We start from the raw sequence: 18,703 nt of genomic DNA, 5'->3' as shown, positions 1-18,703 counted from the left end.
GTCCCTTGCGACCTAGGATCGCTTGCAATGGGGGCGTTTCAGGCAGGGCGCCTTGCGTCGAAAAGGAAGGATTGAGACATGAGCAATGACAAGATGAATCCGGCCGCTCTGCCGGACTCGACCGCGCTGGCGCTGGACCGCACGCGCATGGCCTACGAGCGCACGATGATGGCGTGGGTGCGCACGGCGGTGTCGCTGATCTCGTTTGGTTTCACCATCTACAAGTTCTTCCAGTACCTGCAGCAGGACCAGAAGGTCGTGCATACCGGCCTGTTCGGGCCGCGTCATTTCGCGATGGTGATGATCGGCAGCGGCATCATCGCGCTGGTCGTTGCGACCTGGGACCACCGCCGCAACATGGGCCGGTTGCGCGCCCATTACGGCCCGATGCCGTGGTCGCCGGCGACGGTGTTGGCGACGCTGATCGGTTTGCTCGGCGTGATGGGCCTGCTGGCCGTGGTGTTTCGCCAGTGAGCCGCGGCGACTCGGTGTCAGGGCGCGAACGGGCACCTGACGGCAACATACCCGCCGCCGTGATCCACGACGGCGGGCAGGTGCCGTATCGCTTACTGCGCTGGCGCGTAGCGCAGCGTCAGGAACCACTCGCGCCCGGGTTGGTTGTAGAACGAGGCGGTCTCGTAGTCGCGGTCGAAGACGTTGGCTACGCGTGCCTGCAAGCTCAATGACGGCGTGAAGGCGTACTCGGCGCGCAGGTCGAGCGTGCCGTAGCCGCCCATGCGGCGGGTGTTGGCGACGTCATCAAAGCGTGCGCCTTCGCCGGTGGCGGTCACGCCGACGCGGAATGTACCGAAGGCGCGATCCAGGTCCACGCGCGCGCTGTTGCGGGCACGGCGCGCCAGTTCATTGCCGGCATAGACGCCCGAGCGGTTCTCGGCATCGAGGTAGCTGATGGCGCCACGCGCGGTCCAGCCCAGCACTTGCGTGTCGATGCCCAGTTCGGCGCCGCGCATGCGCGCATGGTCGATGTTGTTGGGCACGCCCATCGAGGCGTCGTAGGCGATCATGTCGTCGACATCGGTGTCGAAGGCATCCAGGTGCGCGGTGAACGTGGTGGCCTGGTAGGCCAGGCCCAGTTCCCAGGTCTTCGAGTCTTCCGGGCGCAGGTGGGGGTTGCTGCTGGCGAAGCCGCCGAACGGCGGGAAGTACAACTCGTTGAAGGTCGGCGCGCGGAAGGCCGTGCCGTAGCCGGCGGTGACGCGCCAGTTCTGCGCGAAGCCGAGGCCCCACGCGGCACTGCCGGTGGTGTGGCCGCCGAACTGGTCGTTGTCGTCGCGGCGCACGCTGGCTTCCAGCGACTGCTCGCCAAGCGTTCCTGCTTCAAAACGGCCCTGGTACTGGACGAAGGCGGCCTGGTTGCCGCGCTGCGTGCGGTCGTACTGCGTGGTGCTTTCGACCTGGTCGTGCAGCCAGTCCAGACCCAGGCTCAGCAGCTGATCGCGGCCGATGCCGAAGTCGCCCTGCAAGGTGGCGCTGTCGCGGTCGGTGCTGAAGGTGTCGATGTACAACTCGTCGGCGAAGTTGTCCGAGGCGTCGACGTTTCGGCCGGCGGTCAGGTGCAGGTCGATGCGGTCGGACGGGCGCCAGCGCAGGGTGCCGCCGATCACCTGCTGCACGGTCTCGGAGCGGTTGTAGAAGCTGCCGTCGAACTCGTTGTCCCCTTCGTTGCGCAGGGTGTGGCCCTGCAGGCTCCACTGCTCGTTGAAATCAAGACCGCCACGCAGCGACAGCGCGTTGGCGGTGTAGCCGTCGCGGTCGGGCTCCTCGGTGAAGCAGCCGGCAAACAGCGTGCTGGAGCCGTTGCAGGCGTTGATGCCCTGGGTGTGGCGGTACTGGTAGTCGGCACCGAACCAGCCACGGCCGCCGCTGCCGCCGAAGCCGACGCCGTATTCGGTGAGGCCGTTGCTGCCGCCGCCGACGCGCACGCGCGGCACGAACGCGCCCCGGTCGCGGCGGGTGAACACCTGGATCACGCCGCCGATGGCGTCGGCGCCGTACAGGCTCGAGCGCGGGCCACGGACGATCTCGACGCGATCGATCATCTCCACCGGCAGGTCCTGGAACGATGCCAGGCCGGAAGTGGCCGAGCCGATGCGGATGCCGTCGACCAGCACCAGCACGTGGTCGGACTCGCTGCCGCGCAGGAACAGCGTGGTCAGCTTGCCCTGGCCGCCCTGGTTGGACGCGGTGATGCCGGCGCGGCCGCGCAGCAGGTCGGGCAGCGAACGCGCCTGGCTGCGCTGGATCTGCTCGCGGTCGATCACCTCGACCGGGGTCAGCGCGTCATTGGCGCTGATCGCGGTGCGGTTGGCGGTGACGAAGACCTGGTCGAGGTCGGTGGCGTCCTGCGCCCGGGCGACGGCGGGCAGGGCCAGCGCGCAGGCGGCGGTGAGGGACAGGATTCGCAGGGACATCTGGGGTTCTCCGGCGCACGGCAGGGCCGCGCGGGCGAGGGGGAATCGCGTGGAGAACTCGGGGCTGCGTTGCAGGCGCACGGGACGCCGACGTCGCCGCCGCGACGCCCTCCGCATCGCAATCAGTCGTGCACCGAGGCCGGTCTCCGGACTCGCGAGTGGAGGCAACCTCCGATCGCAGCGCCTTCCCGTGCGGCCCTGGTTTCAGGGCCGGCCGCTCCCGGAGGAGCTGCCAGACAGTGGCGTGTGCCGCGATTCGACTCGCTTACCGTTGCGGGGGCAGTGCCGGGCTGGCCACGCTGGGCGTGGCGTCACCGGCTTCCCGTTTCAACCCGTCGGCAGGACGCCGCCGGGTCACCTCGAAGCGCGCGCAGTCTACGCGATCCGCTGGCGGCGGCCAAAAGCGCGTGTCAGTCGCCGCGCTCGGGCTCGTCGAACAGCGGCGGCATCGCCACGGTGTCCTCGGTCAGCACGGTGGTCCGCACCGGTCCGGCGGCGGGGCGGTTGCGCGGCGCCGGCAGCAGGGCGGTGGCGGCGTCGGCGGCGAGGATCAGCTCGCTGCGGCGCTCGTCCGGGATCTCCTGCCAGTGGCAGTCGAGCAGCGCGCCTTCGATCGCGTAGAGCAGGTTCAAGGTCGGCTTGAAGCCGGCGCGCTTGACCCGCATGAAGGCCTCGACCGTGCCGACCGCGGCCAGGTCCTCGTGCGTGCGCAGGCCGACCTGGCGCAGCCAGGCGGCGGATTTGGGGCCGATGTTGCGCAGCTTGTCAGTGCTCATGCCAGCGACTCCACGAAGGCGAGTGCGATCGCCTCGAGGCCGTGTTGATCGTCGGCGTCGAAGCGGTCGAGTTGCGGACTGTCGAGATCGAACACGCCGATCAATGCGCCGTCGGCCGCGACCAGCGGCACGACGAGTTCGGAATTGGAAGCCGAGTCGCAGGCGATATGCCCCGGGAAGGCGTGCACGTCGGCGATGCGCTGGGTCTGCCGGGTCGAGGCCGCGGCGCCGCACACGCCCTTGTCGAGCGCGATGCGCACGCACGCGGGCAGGCCCTGGAACGGACCGACCACCAGCTCGCGGCCGTCGAAGAAATAGAAACCGACCCAGTTCAGTGCCGGCAACGCGTGATAGACCAGCGCCGCCAGGTTGGCGGCGTTGGCGACGCGGTCGCGTTCGCCGTGCAGCAACGCGCGCGCTTGCGCGAGCAACTGCGTGTACTGGTCCGGCTTGCTGCCGGCGAGGGCGGTGGCGGAGAAGCTCATCGGGTCGAGTCTAGCAGCGCTGCGGGCGGCTGTTACGATGCGCCGATGCCTGCGAACGCCCCCCTTGTAGCCGGTGTCTACGTCACCGGAACCGATACCGGCGTCGGCAAGTCGATCGCCAGCGTGGCCCTGGTCCACGCCCTGCGCGATCACGGGGGGCGTGCGGTCGGGATGAAGCCGGTGGCGAGCGGCTGCGGGCGTGTCGACGGTGCTTGGCGCAACGAGGACGCACTCGCGCTGCAGGCCGCCAGCGATCCGCTGCCGGACTACGACGACGTCAACCCGTACGCGCTGCCGGAGGCGACCGCGCCGGAGATCGCCGCGCACCGCGCCGGCGTGGTGCTGGCACTGGACCGCATCGAAGCCGGTTACCGGCGGCTGGCGGCGCAGGCCGACACGGTTGTGGTCGAGGGCGTCGGCGGCTGGGCCGCACCGCTGTCGGCGCAACTGGACCAGCTCGATGTGGTGCGCGCGCTGGACTTGCCGGTGGTGCTGGTGGTCGGGCTGCGACTGGGCTGCATCAGCCATGCGCGCCTGACCGCGCGCGCGATCGCGGCCGACGGCGTGCGCCTGCTCGGCTGGATCGGCAACGAGGTCGACCCGGGCCTGGCCGAGCGCGACGAGTACTTCGCGTTGCTGCAGCCGCGCCTGCCGGTGCCGTGCCTGGGGCGCCTGCCGTATCTGCCGGGACCGACGCCAGCCGCGCCGGCTGGATTGCTCGACCTGACGCCGCTGCGGCGCTGACCGCAGAAACACAAAGGGCGCCTTGGGCGCCCTTTGTGCCACGGCATCGACTGGCCTCAGCCATGCTGCGGTGCCGGCGTCGCCGGTGGCAGTGCCGCGCCGGTCTGCGCCCGGTGCGCACTGTGGTCGCGCGCCATGTACAGGTAGAACGCCGGCAGCACGAACAGCGTGAACGTCGTGCCGATCAACATGCCGCTGGCAATCACCACACCCATCGAGAAGCGCGAGGCCGCACCCGGGCCGGTGGCGATCAGCAGCGGCACCATCGCGAACACCAGCGCGGCGGTGGTCATCAGCACCGGGCGCAGACGGATCGCGGCGGCTTCCTCGATCGCCTCGCGCTTGCTCAGGCCACGGTCGAGTTGCAGCTTGTTGGCGAATTCCACGATCAGGATGCCGTGCTTGGAGATCACGCCGACCAGGGTCACCAGGCCGACCTGGGTGTAGATGTTGATGCTCATCCCGGGGAAGGCCTCGATCCCGGCGAAGCCCAGGATGTTGCTCAGCAGGGCCAGCACGTTGAGCACCAGCAGCGCGCCGCAGATCGCCATCGGCACGGTGACCAGCATGATCAGCGCGTCGCGGAAACTCTCGAACTGCGCCGACAGCACCAGGAAGATGATGATCAGCGCGAACGCCATCGTCACCAGCATCGCCGCGCCTTCCTGCTTGAACTGGCGCGACTCGCCGGCGTAGTCGACGCTGTAGCCCTGCGGCAGCACTTCCTTGGCCGCGTTCTCCAGGATCGTCAGCGCCTCGCCCTTGCTCACGCCCGGGCGCGGCGCGAAGCTGATGCCGACCGCGTTGAGCTGCTGGAAGCGCTTGAGCGTCTGCGGCTGCGCACTTTCCTTGAGCGTGACGATGGTCGACAGCGGGATCAGCTCGCCGTCGCGGGTGCGGGTGTAGTAGTTGCCCAACTGCTCGGCGTTGAGGCGGTCGCTGCGCTGCACCTGCGGGATCACCCGGTAGGAGCGGTTCTGCATGGCGAAGCGGTTGGCATAGCCGCCCGACAGCATCGCGGTCATGTCGGCGGCCAGCGTGCGCATGTCGATGCCGAGCGTGGCCGCCTTGTCGCGGTCGATCTGCACCTCGATGCGCGGCTTGTCGATCTTCAGGTCCTTGTCGAGGAAGATGAAGCGCTTGCTCGCGTAGGCCTTGGCGAGGATCGCGTCGGCCAGTTCCTGCAACTGCTCCAGCGAGCCGATGCCGCCGATGACGAACTCGCCGCCGCCGTCGCCGCCGGCGCTGGGCAGCGGCGGCGGGATCAGCGCGAACACGTTGAGCCCGGTGACCTCGGCGATCTTCGGTTGCAGCTCCTGTTCCAGCACCTGCTTGGTCGATCGCTCGCGTTCGCTCCACGGCTTGAGCACGAAGCCGGCCATGGCGCTGTTGCTGGCGCCGCCGCCACCGCCGAAGCCGCCGTTGAACAGGAAGTAGTTGTCCACTTCCGGCACGCCCTTGGCGATCTGGGTGATCTCCTCGGTGTAGCGCTCGACGTAGTCGAGCGTGGACGCCGGGTCGGCGCTGCCGATCGAGAAGATGAAGCCCTGGTCCTCGGCCGGTGCCGGCTCCTTCGGCGATCCCATGTACAGGAACACGCAGGAGACGAACACGATCGCTCCGAACAGCGCGATCACGCCCTTGGTCGCCAGCGCGCCGTGCAGGCGGTTCTGGTAGCCCTGGCGCAGCCGGTCGAAGCGCGCGTCCAGCCACGATTCCAGCCGGCCCTTGCCGCCCTGGGTGTGCGGCTTGAGCAGCTTGGCGCACATCATCGGTGACAGGGTCAGCGCGATCACGCCCGACAGCAGCACCGAACCGGCCAGGGTGAAGGCGAACTCGGTGAACAGCACGCCGGTGAGGCCGCCCTGGAAGCCGATCGGCAGGTACACCGCCACCAGCGTGGTGGTCATCGCCACCACCGGCCAGGCCAGCTCGCGCGCGCCTTTGATCGCCGCGTCATAGGGCGACATGCCCTCCTCGATGTGGCGGTGCACGTTCTCCAGCACGATGATCGCGTCGTCTACCACTATCCCGATCGCCAGCACCATCGCCAGCAGCGTCAGCAGGTTGATGGTGAAACCCATCAGCAGCATCAGGAACAACGTGCCGACCAGCGACAGCGGCACCGTCACCGCCGGGATGATCACGCTGCGCAGCGAGCCCAGGAACAGGTAGATCACCACGATCACGATGATCACCGCCTCGATGATGGTCTGGATGACCTCGTCGATGGCGTCCTGGATCGCCTCGGTGCTGTCGTAGGGGATGGTGCCCTTCATGCCCTGCGGCAACTGCGGGATGATCTCGCTGTCCCAGACCTTGCGCACGTCGCGGATCACGTCCAGCGAATTTGCGTCAGGCGAGACGAAGATGCCCATGAAGGTGGCCGCGTCGCCGTTGATGCGCACCGAGGTTCCGTACTGTTCCGAGCCCAGCACCACGTCGGCGACGTCGCCCAGGCGCACGATCGCGCCGTCCTGCTCGCGAACCACCAGCTGGCGGAACTCCTCGGCGTTGCGCAGGTCGGTGCGCGCGGTGAGGTCGATCGCCACCATCTGGCCCTTGGTCGAGCCCAGCGCGGACAGCACGTTGTTGTTGCGCAAGGCGGCGTCGACGTCGCTGGCGGTGACCTTGAGCGCGGTCATCCGGTCCGGCTTGAGCCATACGCGCATGGCGAAGGTACCGGCGCCGAGGATCTCGGCACGCTGCACGCCCGGGATCGTCGCCAGCTTGGGTTCGACGACGCGGGTGAGGTAGTCGGTGATCTGGTTGTTGTCGAGTACCTCGCTGGCGAACGACACGTACATCGCCGCGATCTGCTGGCCCTGCTGCAGCTCGATCACCGGGTCTTCCGACTCCGGCGGCAGCTGCCCGCGCAGCTTGTTGACCTTGGCCGAGATCTGGGTGAGCGCCTCGTTGGCGTTGTGGTCGAGGCGGATGTAGGCCTGGATCGTGCTGATGCCGGCCGAACTGCTCGAGGTGAGGTAGTCGATGCCCTCGGCGCTGGCGACCTCGCGCTCCAGCGGGGTGGTGATGAAGCCCTGGATCAGGTCGGCGTCGGCACCGTAGTAGGCGGTGCTGACGTTGATTACCGCGTTCTGCAGCTCCGGGTACTCGCGCACGTTGAGCGAGCTGTAGGCGCGCAGGCCGAACAACAGGATGAACAGGCTGACGACGACCGCCAGCACCGGTTTGTTGACGAAGATGTCGGTGAATTTCATCCGCTTATTTCTCCCCTTCTTCGCGCCGAAGAAGGTTGGGGGGAAGAGGTGGCGTCATGCCGTCCGGCGAGGACGAATGCGGGGCCGCCATGTCAGCGGTTCTCCGGGGTCGGGCGTGCCTGCGCCGTCGGCTCCACCTTGTTGTTGATGGTGATCTGCGCGTCGTTGCGCAGCTTGAGCAGGCCGCTGGTCACCACGCGTTCGCCCGGCTTGAGGCCGTCGGTCACCGCCACCAGGTCGCCGCGGGTCGTGCCGGTCTTGATGAAGCGCTGCTGCACCGACAGCGTGGGGCCGGCGGGCTTGCCATCGGCGCCCTGGGCGCCCGGCGCGGCGGCTTTCTCGCTGATCACGTACACCGCGTTGCCGTATGGATTGAAGCTGACCGCGGTCTGCGGGATCACGACCACGCGCCGCGCCTGGCCCGATTCGAAATCCACCCGTGCGAACGTGCCCGGGCGCAGGTCACGCTTGGGATTGCGCAGCGTGGCCTGCACGGCGAAGTTGCGCGTGCTGGCATCGACGTTGGGGTCGATCGCGGTGATCCGGCCTTCGAAGGCCTGGCCCGGCAGGGCATCGACCGTGGCGCGGATCGCGGTGCCCTCGTGGGTCTGCGACATGCGCTGCTCGGGCAGGGTGAAGTTGAGATAGATCGGGTCCAGCGACTGCAGGCTCACGATCGGATCGCCCGGATTGAGGTACTGGCCGAGGTTGACCTTGCGGATGCCGAGCACGCCATCGAACGGTGCGCGCACCGTCTTCTGCGCGATCAAGGCGCGTTGCGCCTCCACCTGCGCCTGTGCGGTCGCCGCGGCGGTGGCGCGCTGCTGCGCCTCGTCCACCGACACCAGTTTGTCGGTCGCCAGCTTGCGCCAACGGTCGGCCTGCACGGCGGCCAGCTTCGCCGAGGCTTCCAGCGATTTCAGCGTGGCCAACTCGTTGGCCGAATTGAGCTGCACCAGCAACGTACCGGCCTTGACCGGCTGGCCGGCGTCGAAGGCGATCGCCTTGACCACGCCGCCGGACTCGGTGGTGACCTCGGTGCCGTTGACCGCGACCAGCGTGCCAACCGCTTCCTGGGCGTCGCTCCAGCTTTCCTGCTGGGCGGTGTAGGCGCTGACCGCCACCGGCGGCTGCGGCATGTTGTCGAAGAACTGGTTGGTCTGGCTGGCGAAGAACGCCTTGACGGCGAACACGCCGCCGAACACCAGCCCGGTGATCAACAGCATCCAGATCATGCGCTTGCGCGTGGATGGAGCGCGCTGGAGGGAGTACGGGTCGTGCTTGGCCATGGAGCTTTATCCTTGGAAAAATCCTTAGCGCCGGCGAGGCGAGGGGCAGTGTCGGGCCGTGCGGCGTTCGCCGGAGCGATGCCGTCGTACCGCCGCACCGATTCGTGCGCGCGATCCGCTCGGCGGCATGAGCGTTGCGGTTCCCATCGTTCGTGTTTGCACGAACCCGCAGGCGCCGGCCGACTGTCAACGGGCGATCGCTATTGTGACGCACGCGCATTGCGGTAGCGCGCGCGGAGCGTACGCAGTGCTGGCCGGGAAGGCATGGGCCGATCGTCAGGGGGCGGTGGCGTGTGCTGGAACCGGGCTCGTGGTTCGCCCGGCCTGCGTCGCCCTGCGGTTGCTTGCGGTTTTCACGTCGCCGCCCCGGGCACCACCGTTACCGTAGTGCACTCCCCTGCGCCGAGCCTGTTTGCCTGATCTGGCGCGTGCCACCGCCGTCATGACTAATGGGGGGTGGGCGGTCAGTGTCGAATGTTAGACTGGCCGGTATAGGAATTAGAAAGCCGTAGAGCAGAACCGCTCACCCTTATATGAAGCAATCGGAGTCTTCCCCCATGGTCATGAACCTGCGCTCGGTGGCACTGGCCGCCGCGTTGGCCCTCGCACTGTCCGCCTGCGGCGGCGACAAGGACGCCGCCCAAGGGGGCATGCCGCCGCCGGAAGTGGGCGTGGTCAAGGTGCAGCCGGCCAATGTGCCGCTGCAGAAGGACCTGGTCGGCCGCCTGGCCGCTTACCGCAGCGCCGACGTGCGCGCCCGCGTGCCGGGCGTGCTGCAGCGCCGCGTCTACGAGGAGGGCAGCGACGTCAAGGTGGGGCAGGTGCTGTTCCAGATCGATCCGGCGCAGCTGCAGGCCGAAGTCGGCCAGGCCCAGGCGGCGGTGGCGGCGGCCCAGGCCTCCTATGCCAACGCCAAGGCCACGGCCAGTCGGGCCCGCCAGCTGGCACCGGCCAACTTCATTTCCAAGTCCGACCTCGACAACGCCCTCGCCGCCGAGCGCAGCGGCAGCGCGTCGGTGAAGCAGGCCGAAGCGGCGCTGGCCAATGCCCGCATCAACCTGGGCTATGCCACCGTGCGCTCGCCGATCAACGGCCGCGCCGGCAAGCAGCAGGTCACCGAGGGCGCACTGGTCGGGCAGGGCACGGCGACGCTGCTGACCACGGTCGACCAGATCGACCAGCTGTACGTGAACTTCTCGCTGAGTGTGGCCGAGCTTGAGCAGATCCGCAGTGCCCAGGTCGCCGGTGCGGACCGGGCCGAGGTGCAGGTGATCCTCCCCGACGGCAGCGTCTACGAGCGCAAGGGTACGCTGGACTTCTCCGGTGACGTGGTCGACCCGGCCACCGGCGCGATCGCGTTGCGCGCGCGCGTGCCCAACCCGGACAAGACCCTGCTGCCCGGCACCTACGTCACCCTCAAGGCGGTGCTCGGCGAGCAGGCCAATGCCTATCTGGTGCCGCAGACCGGGCTGCTGCGCGACGCCAGCGGCGCCTACGTGCTGGTGGTCGGCAGCGACGGCAAGGTCGCGCGCAAGGACGTCACCGCCGATCGCGCCCAGGGCGCGAACTGGGTGGTGAGCAAGGGGCTGGCGCCGGGCGACCAGGTGATCATCTCGGGCATCCAGCGCGCCCAGCCCGGGCAGCCGGCCAAGGCCATGCCAGGATCGGGCAACGGCGCGCCCGCCAACGCCGCCGCCAGCGACAAGCCGGCGGCCCCGGCCGCGAAGGACTGATCCACCGCCATGTCCAGATTCTTCATCAACCACCCGGTCTTCGCCTGGGTCATCGCGATCCTGATCTCGCTCGGTGGCGTGCTCGCGATCTTCAATCTTGGCGTCGAGTCCTACCCCAACATCGCGCCGCCGCAGGTCACGGTGTCGGCCAGCTACCCCGGCGCCAGCGCCGAGACCGCCGAAGGCGCGGTCACCCAGGTGATCGAGCAGCAGCTCACCGGCATCGACAACCTGGATTACTTCAGCTCCTCGTCCAGCTCGTCCGGGCGCAGCTCGATCACCCTGACCTTCGAGCCGGGCACCGATCCCGACATCGCCCAGGTGCAGGTGCAGAACAAGGTGTCGCTGGCGACGCCACGGCTGCCGACCGAGGTGGTGCAGCAGGGCGTGGTCGTGGCCAAGGCCAACCCCGGCTTCCTGATGGTGGTGGCGGTGCGCTCGGAGAATCCGAACGTCGACCGCAACGCGCTCAGCGACCTGATCGGTTCGCGCGTGCTCGACCAGATCGCGCGCGTGCCCGGTGTCGGCAGCACCCAGCAGTTCGGCAGCGAATACGCGATGAACATCTGGTTGAACCCCGACCAGCTGCGTGGCTACGGCCTGTCGGCCAGCCAGGCGCTGGCGGCGGTGCGCGGCCAGAACGTGCAGTTCGCCGCCGGTTCGATCGGCTCCGAGCCGTCGCCACAGGAGCAGGCCTACACCGCCACGGTCTCGGCCGAGGGCCGCTTCAGCACGCCGGAGCAGTTTGGTAACATCATCCTGCGCGCCAACCAGGACGGCACCACGGTGCGCCTGCGCGACGTCGCCCGCATCCAGCTCGGCGCGCAGAGCTACGGTGTCGACACCAAGTGGAACGGCAAGCCCACCGGCGCCTTCGCCATCCAGCTGGCGCCAGGCGCCAACGCGCTGGGCGTGGCCGAGGAAGTGCGCGCGCGCATGGACCAGCTGGCCGCCAGCTTCCCGCAGGGCGTGAGCTGGTTCTCGCCGTACGACAGCTCGACCTTCGTGCAGGTCTCGATCGAGGAGGTGGTCAAGACCCTGATCGAAGCCATCGTGCTGGTGTTCCTGGTGATGCTGATCTTCCTGCAGAACCTGCGGGCCACGCTGATCCCGACCCTGGTGATCCCGATTGCATTGCTGGGCACGTTCCTGGGCATGTACGTGATCGGCTTCACCATCAACCAGCTCAGCCTGTTCGGCATGGTGCTGGCCATCGGCATCGTGGTCGACGACGCGATCGTGGTGATCGAGAACGTCGAGCGCATCATGACCGAGGAAGGCCTGTCGCCGAAGTCGGCCACGCGCAAGTCGATGAACCAGATCAGCGGCGCGGTCGTGGCCATTACCGTGGTGCTGGCGGCGGTGTTCATCCCCAGTGCGTTCCAGGGCGGCAGTGCCGGCGAGATCTACAAGCAGTTCGCCATCACCATCGCCATGGCGATGGGTTTCTCGGCGTTCCTGGCGCTGGGCTTCACCCCGGCGCTGTGCGCGACGCTGCTCAAGCCGACCGCCGACCACCACCGCGAAAACTTCATCTTCCGCACCTTCAACAAGTACTACGACAAGGTCGCCAAGACCTACGTCGGCCACATCGGCCATGCGGTCAAGCATGCGCCGCGCTGGATGTTGGTGTTCGCGCTGCTGGCGGTGCTGTGCGGGTTCTTCTACACGCGCATGCCGGGCAGCTTCCTGCCGGAAGAGGACCAGGGCTACGCGATCGCCCTGGTGCAGCTGCCGTCGGGGGCGACCCTGGACCGCACCCAGCGCGTGTTCGAGCAGATGCGCGGCACGCTGGAGAAGCAGGAAGGCTACGACGGCATGATGCAGGTCGCCGGCTTCAGCTTCATGGGCCAGGGCGAGAACGTGGGCCTGGCCTTCATCCGCCTCAAGCCCTGGGATGAGCGCAAGGTCACCGCGATGGAGTTCATCCAGGGCGCCAACAAGGCCCTGTACGGCATCCGCGACGCGCAGATGTTCGTGATCAACCTGCCGACGGTCAGCGGCCTGGGCCAGTTCGGCGGCTTCGACATGTACCTGCAGGATCGCGGCGGCCAGGGCCGCGCGGCACTGACGCAGGCGCGCAATACCCTGCTCGGCAAGGCCAACCAGAACCCGGCCCTGACCGCGGTGCGGCCGAACACGCTGGAGGACGCGCCGCAGCTCAAGCTCGACGTCGATCGCGTGCAGGCGCAGGCGATGGGGTTGTCGGTGGCCGACATCTACAGCTCGATCCAGCTGATGCTGGCGCCGATCTACGTCAACGACTTCGTCGACGGCGGCCGCATCAAGCGCGTGACCATGCAGGCCGATGCGCCGTTCCGCACCGGGCCGGATTCGCTGACGCGGTTCTACACGCCCAGCCCGTTGGCGGGTGCAACCGACGACACCGATCCGACCACCGGCGCGATGATCCCGCTGTCGAACGTGGTCAAGAGCCAGTGGACCATGGCCTCGCCGTCGCTGACCCGTTACAACGGCTATTCCGCGGTCGAGATCGTCGGTGCGCAGGCGCCGGGCCACAGCTCCGGCGAGGCGATGGAGGTGATGCAGCAGATCGTCGAGAACGACCTGCCGGAAGGCTTCGGCTACGACTGGACCGGCCAGTCCTACCAGGAAATCCTGTCCGGCAACCAGGCGCCGATGCTGATGGCGCTGTCGATCCTGGTGGTGTTCCTGTGCCTAGCAGCGCTGTACGAGAGCTGGTCGGTGCCGGTGGCAGTGCTGCTGGTGGTGCCGCTGGGCGTGCTCGGCGCGGTGCTGTTCTCGCTCGCGCGCGGCCTGCCCGACGACATCTACTTCAAGATCGGCCTGATCACGGTGATGGGCCTGGCGGCAAAGAACGCGATCCTGATCGTCGAGTTCGCCATCGAGCAGCGCCAAGCCGGCAAGACCCTGCGCGAGGCGACGGTCGAGGCCGCGCACCTGCGCTTCCGCCCGATCCTGATGACCTCGTTCGCGTTCATCATGGGCGTGATCCCGCTGGCGATCTCGTCCGGCGCCGGCGCCAACTCGCGCCACGCGATCGGCACCGGCGTGATCGGCGGCATGATCTTCGCCACGTTCCTGGGCCTGCTGCTGATCCCGGTGTTCTACGTGGTGGTGCGGCGCGTGCTCGGCGACAAGCTCGACGAGAAGCCGGTGATCGTCCGCGACGATGACGAGGAGCTGCAACCGGCGCGCTGAGCATCGGTTGCCCCGCGCGACAGGCCCGCCTTCACGGCGGGCTTGTCGTTTCTGCGCGGCGTGCGTGCGGGGGCCGGCGCAACGTACTGCCCGCTCGCCCAGGCAATAAAAAACCCGGCAGCTTGCGCTGCCGGGTTTCCGCCGAGGGAGGGGGCCGGCGGAGAGAGACGGTTACTTGGCCGACCTGGACGCAGCCTTGGTGGCCTTGTCGACGTTGGCTTGGGCGGTCTTGGCGCTGGTCTCGAGCTGCGACTTGGTCAACTCGCCGATCGCTTCCTGCGCCTTGAGGGTGCGGCCGAGGGCATCCTGACCGGTGCTGACGGCGCGCTCGATGTTCTCGCGCGCGACCTGCACGCCCTTCGGCCACAGGGTCTTGAGGCTGTCGAAATCGCGCGCTTCGGCGGCCTCGCCGAGGAAGGCGAACGTGGCGTTGACGCGGTCCTCGATCGCCGTCAACTGCAGGCCGAACACGGCCTCGGCGTTGTCGAGGGCGAGGCGGTTGACCTGGGCTGCCGTGTCCGCGAACTGGCGCGTCGCGGCGGCAAACTGTTCGTTGAACTGGTACATGGCAGGACTCCTGCGATCACCGGCCGGGGGAGGTCGGATTGTGCGGTGCAGCATAATCCGGAATTTGTTGCGATGCAACATTGGTTGTAAGCCCGCCGAATGCGGATTCAGCTGTCGTTGGCGGCCACGTTCCAATGGCAGAATCAGTGGACCGGCGGCTGCCGGAAGGCCGATGGACGGCCGGTCACTTTCGAGGATGACGAGACGATGATGCGCGACGTGAACCGGCCTGCCGGTGGGGTGCCCCTGGGGTTGCAGCGGTTCGGGTTGGCCGCCGTGCTGGCACTGGGTGGGCTGATGGCCGCCGTCCCGGCCCGGGCTGCGGACGGCCCCGGCTCCGCGCCCTGCATCGGCCTGGTCCTCGGTGGCGGCGGCGCCCGCGGCTCGGCGCACATCGGCGTGCTCAAGGTGCTTGAACGCGAGCGCATCCCGGTCTGCCGCGTCGCCGGCACCAGCATGGGCTCGATCGTGGGTGGCCTGTACGCGACCGGCTACACCCCGGCGGAAATGGAAACCCTGATCGAGACCATCGACTGGGCCGACATGTTCGTCGATGACCCGCCGCGCGAAGGCCTGCCGATGCGGCGCAAGGACGCCGACTTCCGTTACCTGCTCGACCTGGAGATCGGTTACACGGATGGCCACGTGGTCTTGCCGGTCGGGTTCGTGCAGGGGCAGAAGCTGCTGATGCTGCTGCGCCGGCTCACGTTGTCGACATGGAATGCCAAGGACTTTGACGCGCTGCCGATCCCGTTCCGTGCCGTCGCCGCCGACATCGTCACCGGCGACAAGGTCGTGTTCGACGACGGCGACCTGGCGCTGGCGATCCGCTCGAGCATGTCGGTGCCGGGCGCGTTCGCACCGGTGCGCGTCGACGGCCGCCTGCTGGTCGACGGCGGCATGGTCGATAACGTCCCGGTCGACGTCGTGCGCGACATGGGCGCGCAGCAGCTGATCGTGGTCGACGTCGGCTCGCCGCTGCACAAGGAGGAGTCGCTGACCAACCCGGTCGTGATCATGGACCAGATGATCAGCGCGCTGATGATCGAAAAAACCCGGCGCGTGCTCGCCACGCTCGGCCCGCAGGACGTGCTGATCACGCCCGAACTGGGCGACATCACCTCGGCCCAGTTCAACCGCGGCAAGGAGGCGATCGAGATCGGCGAGCGCGCGGCCGAGGCGGCCTTGCCGCGGCTGCGCGCGCTGTCGGTCGACGAAGCCACCTATGCTGCGTTCGAGGCCCGCCAGCGGCGTCGTGATTTCGATCCGGGGCTGGTGGCATTCCTCGATGTGGTGAAGGGCCGCTCGCCGTCGGCCATGCGCCAGGTCGAGCGCGCCATGGCCGAGAACGTGGGCGAGCCGTTCGACGCCGACCGCGTCGAGAAGGACCTCGGCAGCGCCTACGGCGATGGCCGTTTCCAGCAGATCGACTACCGCGTGGTCGAGCGCAACGGCGAGACCGGTCTTGAGATCATTCCGGCGCTCAAGGCGTGGTCGGCGTTTGGCAAACTCGGTTTCCAGCTCGACGACAACTTCAACGGTGGCAACAGCTACCTGGTGTCGGCCGAGCTGACCTTCAACGACGTCAATTCACTGGGCGCGGAGTGGCGCAACGTGTTCCGGCTGGGGCGGATCACCGGCCTGCGCTCGGAGTTCTACCAACCCTTCGGCGAGACGGGCGCGTTCTACCTGCAGCCGTCGCTGGACCTGCGCAACGAGTCCCTGCCGTTGTGGGTGCAGGGCCATCACCTGGCCGAATTCCGCGTCAACCGGCGTCAGCTGGGCCTGGAGGCCGGCTGGTCGCCGCAACCCGAATGGAGGGTCAGCGCGGAACTGGTGCGCGGCCGTGACCGTGCCGACCTGCTCATCGGTACCCCGGGTGTGATCGATGGCGACAAGGAGGAGTACGCCGGGGTGCTCTACAACGCCACCTGGGACACGCTGGACAACATCAACTTCCCCACCCGCGGCTTGCGCGTCAGTGCCGACATGGAGGCCTACTACGATGTCATGGGCGCCGACGTCAACGGCAACGTCGCGCGACTGACCGCGGACTGGGCCCGCGCCTGGGGACGCTACCACCTGCTGCTGGGTGCGCGCCTGACCAGCGCGCTGGAAGACGACAACTTCTTCCAGGCCCAGGACTTCCTCGGCGGCTTCCTCAACCTGTCCGGTTTCGAGGAGCGCGCGCTGTTCGGCAACCAGACTGCGTTGGCGCGCGCCGTCGCGTACCGACGCACCGGCAACACCAGCAGGCTGTTCTCGTTGCCGATGTACGTCGGCGCCAGCCTGGAAACCGGCAACGCCTGGTTCAGCCAGGACAACGTCGATGCCGACGACCTGATCATCGCCGGCAGCCTGTTCGTGGGCTTCAGTACGCCGCTGGGGCCGATGTTCCTGGCCTACGGTGGCAACGACGACGGCGAGTCGTCCTGGTACCTGACCTTCGGCTCACTGCTGCGTCCGCGCGTCAAATAGCGCGCGTCGCGGTCGAAGTGGGTGGGGCGACGTAAACCGCGGCTTAAACGCCGCGGTAATGGCAGCCGGAGGTGCAGGTCTCGTGCACCACCACCTCCGACAGCAGCGGCAGCGCCGGCTTCAGGCGCTCCCAGATCCACACCGCCAGCCGTTCACTGGTCGGGTTGTCGAGGCCGTCGATGTCGTTGAGGTAGTGGTGGTCGAGCCGGTCGTACAGCGGCTGGAACGCCGCCTTGAGGTCGGCGAAGTCCATCACCCAGCCCAGATGCGGGTCGAGCTCGCCCTCGACGTGCAGTTCGATGCGGAAACTGTGGCCGTGCAGGCGCGCGCACTTGTGCCCTTCCGGCACGTGGGGCAGGCGGTGCGCGGCTTCGAGCGTGAATGCCTTGAAAATCTTCATGGCGGCATTTTAGCGCCCGTGGACAACGCGGGGCGGGCCGCGATCGCCCTGGATGCACGGAAGGGGCCACAAGGCCCCTTCCGTGAACGTGCATTCGTGCGTGCTAGCCCTCCGGCGCTCAGTGCCAGGCGCTGCCGACCTGGATGATGACGGTCTCGTCTTCCGGCCCCCAAGCGTAATCGGCGCCAACATACAAGCCCATCTGGCGGGCGATCAGGTAACGCAGGCCGACGCCCTTGCTGACCGCGGTCGAGGCGTCGCCGAAGCTGGAGCGGTCGCCCCAGGCGCGGCCGGCGCCGAGGAAGCCGATCGTGGCCCAGCGCGGGGTCATGTTCCAGCGCAGTTCCGTTTCCAGCATGCCGACGCGGGTGTCCTGGTAGCGGGCCGAGGGTACGCCGCGCAGGTCGATGTAGGGCAGGCGGTAGAAGGGTATGTCGCCTTCGGCCGCGCGCATGTCGGCGCGGCCGCCGAGCACCAGTTTCGTGCCCAGCGGCCAGTAGCCGTAGCCGTGGGTGCGATAACTCTGGAACTTCACGTCGCTGCCGATCGCAGGCATGTAGAAATTGCCTTCGACCTTGCCGAAGTAGCCCTTGGACGGCGTGAACGGATTGTCGCGGGTGTCGTATTCCAGCCCGAGGCCGAGTCCGGAACTGACCTGCTCGAAATCCAGGTCGGTGAAGTGCTTGCGGTCTTCCGCCACTTGCAGGCGCGGATCGATGTCCATGTAGATCCAGGCGAGCGACAGGAACATGTCCTGCTCGCCGAGCCGGCGCGCCACCCGCTGGAACGATGCCTTGCTGTTCAGGTTGACCGCAACCTCCTGCGCCGGGAACAAACGGCCGCTGGTATAGAAATCAACGTTGAGGTCGGCAACACCGATGCCGCCCATGTAGCGCCAGCGGTCTTCGTCGAAGTGCATGACCGCTCCGGCGCCATAAGCCGTGCTGCCGTTTTCGGTCTTCATGCCGCCGACGCCGTAGATGTTGGGCGTGATCATCTCCTGCTTGCCGTCAGAGCCAGTGCGCGTCGGCGCGCTGCCCTTGGGACGATGGAAGAAAGCCAGCATGACGCCGCCGCCGTAGCCGAGCGCGGGATCGGTGATGACGATCGGCACCGGCAGGAAGCCCTTGTGCTCGAGCAGCCAGCGCGACAGGTCGAACTTGCCGTCCAGCGGGTCCTTGAACAGGCTGGTGTGGGCGGCCGGGGTCGGCGTTGCGTCCGTGGCTGGGGCCGCTGTTGTGTCCGCGGTCGGGGGGGCTGGGACCGCTGCCGGGGCCGCATCGGTCGCGCGCGTGGCCACCGCGGTATCGTCGTCGGCGTGGGCCGCACCGGCGCATGCCAGGGCTAGGAACACAAGGGTTTGGGCTGAGGCTCGCATGGGTATCCTCGACAGGA

13 protein-coding genes and 1 riboswitch are annotated in these 18,703 nt (G+C 68.0%); of the genes, 5 read left to right on the top strand and 8 right to left on the bottom strand.

The window, feature by feature from the left end:
• Positions 1-78 precede the first annotated feature (78 nt).
• On the top strand, positions 79-474 hold the full coding sequence (locus ACFOLC_RS04985; protein WP_386758133.1) for a YidH family protein: 396 nt from the start codon (positions 79-81) through the stop codon (positions 472-474).
• A gap of 92 nt (positions 475-566) precedes the next feature.
• Here the strand turns inward: ACFOLC_RS04985 and btuB are convergent, their stop codons facing one another.
• The 3 genes from btuB to ACFOLC_RS04970 form a co-directional block, all read right to left on the bottom strand.
• Positions 567-2,432 (bottom strand): TonB-dependent vitamin B12 receptor, encoded by a 1,866-nt coding sequence (btuB, locus tag ACFOLC_RS04980; RefSeq protein WP_386758132.1) that lies wholly within the window; start codon positions 2,430-2,432, stop codon positions 567-569.
• A gap of 120 nt (positions 2,433-2,552) precedes the next feature.
• Positions 2,553-2,809, bottom strand: a riboswitch (cobalamin riboswitch).
• A 33-nt stretch (positions 2,810-2,842) separates the two neighbouring features.
• Positions 2,843-3,208, bottom strand: coding sequence for a TfoX/Sxy family protein (locus ACFOLC_RS04975; protein WP_386758131.1), 366 nt, complete (start codon positions 3,206-3,208; stop codon positions 2,843-2,845).
• On the bottom strand, positions 3,205-3,693 hold the full coding sequence (locus ACFOLC_RS04970; RefSeq protein ID WP_386758130.1) for a GAF domain-containing protein: 489 nt from the start codon (positions 3,691-3,693) through the stop codon (positions 3,205-3,207). The genes ACFOLC_RS04975 and ACFOLC_RS04970 overlap by 4 nt, the downstream gene beginning before the upstream one ends.
• A gap of 45 nt (positions 3,694-3,738) precedes the next feature.
• Between ACFOLC_RS04970 and bioD the strand changes: the two genes are divergently transcribed.
• Positions 3,739-4,437, top strand: a complete 699-nt coding sequence (gene bioD, locus ACFOLC_RS04965) for a dethiobiotin synthase (RefSeq protein WP_386758129.1) — start codon at positions 3,739-3,741, stop codon at positions 4,435-4,437.
• A 56-nt stretch (positions 4,438-4,493) separates the two neighbouring features.
• Here the strand turns inward: bioD and ACFOLC_RS04960 are convergent, their stop codons facing one another.
• Together ACFOLC_RS04960 and ACFOLC_RS04955 are read right to left on the bottom strand one after the other, a co-directional pair.
• Positions 4,494-7,658: an efflux RND transporter permease subunit gene (locus ACFOLC_RS04960; protein ID WP_386758128.1), complete on the bottom strand. Its 3,165-nt coding sequence runs from the start codon at positions 7,656-7,658 to the stop codon at positions 4,494-4,496.
• Positions 7,659-7,750: 92 nt separating this feature from the next.
• A complete protein-coding gene (locus ACFOLC_RS04955) occupies positions 7,751-8,947 on the bottom strand; it encodes an efflux RND transporter periplasmic adaptor subunit (protein ID WP_386758127.1) in 1,197 nt (398 codons plus the stop codon).
• Positions 8,948-9,504: 557 nt separating this feature from the next.
• On the opposite strand from ACFOLC_RS04955, the gene ACFOLC_RS04950 reads away from it, so the two are divergent.
• Entirely contained in the window at positions 9,505-10,680 is a 1,176-nt protein-coding gene (locus tag ACFOLC_RS04950) for an efflux RND transporter periplasmic adaptor subunit (RefSeq protein WP_386758126.1), read from the top strand.
• Between the two features lie 9 nt (positions 10,681-10,689).
• Positions 10,690-13,863, top strand: coding sequence for a multidrug efflux RND transporter permease subunit (locus tag ACFOLC_RS04945; protein ID WP_386758125.1), 3,174 nt, complete (start codon positions 10,690-10,692; stop codon positions 13,861-13,863).
• Between the two features lie 171 nt (positions 13,864-14,034).
• Here the strand turns inward: ACFOLC_RS04945 and ACFOLC_RS04940 are convergent, their stop codons facing one another.
• Complete coding sequence (locus ACFOLC_RS04940) at positions 14,035-14,430, bottom strand: phasin family protein (RefSeq protein WP_386758124.1); 396 nt, start codon at positions 14,428-14,430, stop codon at positions 14,035-14,037.
• 210 nt (positions 14,431-14,640) lie between these two features.
• Here ACFOLC_RS04940 and ACFOLC_RS04935 point away from each other — a divergent pair, with 210 nt between their 5' ends.
• Entirely contained in the window at positions 14,641-16,908 is a 2,268-nt protein-coding gene (locus tag ACFOLC_RS04935; protein ID WP_386758123.1) for a patatin-like phospholipase family protein, read from the top strand.
• A gap of 43 nt (positions 16,909-16,951) precedes the next feature.
• Here ACFOLC_RS04935 and queD read toward each other — a convergent pair whose 3' ends face one another.
• Together queD and ACFOLC_RS04925 are read right to left on the bottom strand one after the other, a co-directional pair.
• Positions 16,952-17,308 carry a 6-carboxytetrahydropterin synthase QueD gene (queD, locus tag ACFOLC_RS04930; protein WP_386758122.1) on the bottom strand — a complete coding sequence of 119 codons (357 nt, stop codon included), beginning with the start codon at positions 17,306-17,308 and terminating at the stop codon, positions 16,952-16,954.
• 118 nt (positions 17,309-17,426) lie between these two features.
• A complete protein-coding gene (locus ACFOLC_RS04925) occupies positions 17,427-18,686 on the bottom strand; it encodes a BamA/TamA family outer membrane protein (protein ID WP_386758121.1) in 1,260 nt (419 codons plus the stop codon).
• Positions 18,687-18,703 lie beyond the last annotated feature (17 nt).

This window comes from Lysobacter cavernae (assembly GCF_042648505.1).
GTDB classification, from domain to species: domain Bacteria; phylum Pseudomonadota; class Gammaproteobacteria; order Xanthomonadales; family Xanthomonadaceae; genus Lysobacter_L; species Lysobacter_L cavernae.
Note: the sequence above shows the minus strand (reverse complement) of the source record. Positions and strands in the feature narration are given on the sequence as shown.

What these genes read in the sequence shown, in the direction of transcription:
- ACFOLC_RS04985 (WP_386758133.1), top strand. Translation starts at nt 79, where the DNA reads ATGAGCAATGACAAGATGAATCCGGCCGCTCTGCCGGACTCGACCGCG.
- btuB (WP_386758132.1), bottom strand. Translation starts at nt 2,432, where the DNA reads ATGTCCCTGCGAATCCTGTCCCTCACCGCCGCCTGCGCGCTGGCCCTG.
- ACFOLC_RS04975 (WP_386758131.1), bottom strand. Translation starts at nt 3,208, where the DNA reads ATGAGCACTGACAAGCTGCGCAACATCGGCCCCAAATCCGCCGCCTGG.
- ACFOLC_RS04970 (WP_386758130.1), bottom strand. Translation starts at nt 3,693, where the DNA reads ATGAGCTTCTCCGCCACCGCCCTCGCCGGCAGCAAGCCGGACCAGTAC.
- bioD (WP_386758129.1), top strand. Translation starts at nt 3,739, where the DNA reads ATGCCTGCGAACGCCCCCCTTGTAGCCGGTGTCTACGTCACCGGAACC.
- ACFOLC_RS04960 (WP_386758128.1), bottom strand. Translation starts at nt 7,658, where the DNA reads ATGAAATTCACCGACATCTTCGTCAACAAACCGGTGCTGGCGGTCGTC.
- ACFOLC_RS04955 (WP_386758127.1), bottom strand. Translation starts at nt 8,947, where the DNA reads ATGGCCAAGCACGACCCGTACTCCCTCCAGCGCGCTCCATCCACGCGC.
- ACFOLC_RS04950 (WP_386758126.1), top strand. Translation starts at nt 9,505, where the DNA reads ATGGTCATGAACCTGCGCTCGGTGGCACTGGCCGCCGCGTTGGCCCTC.
- ACFOLC_RS04945 (WP_386758125.1), top strand. Translation starts at nt 10,690, where the DNA reads ATGTCCAGATTCTTCATCAACCACCCGGTCTTCGCCTGGGTCATCGCG.
- ACFOLC_RS04940 (WP_386758124.1), bottom strand. Translation starts at nt 14,430, where the DNA reads ATGTACCAGTTCAACGAACAGTTTGCCGCCGCGACGCGCCAGTTCGCG.
- ACFOLC_RS04935 (WP_386758123.1), top strand. Translation starts at nt 14,641, where the DNA reads ATGCGCGACGTGAACCGGCCTGCCGGTGGGGTGCCCCTGGGGTTGCAG.
- queD (WP_386758122.1), bottom strand. Translation starts at nt 17,308, where the DNA reads ATGAAGATTTTCAAGGCATTCACGCTCGAAGCCGCGCACCGCCTGCCC.
- ACFOLC_RS04925 (WP_386758121.1), bottom strand. Translation starts at nt 18,686, where the DNA reads ATGCGAGCCTCAGCCCAAACCCTTGTGTTCCTAGCCCTGGCATGCGCC.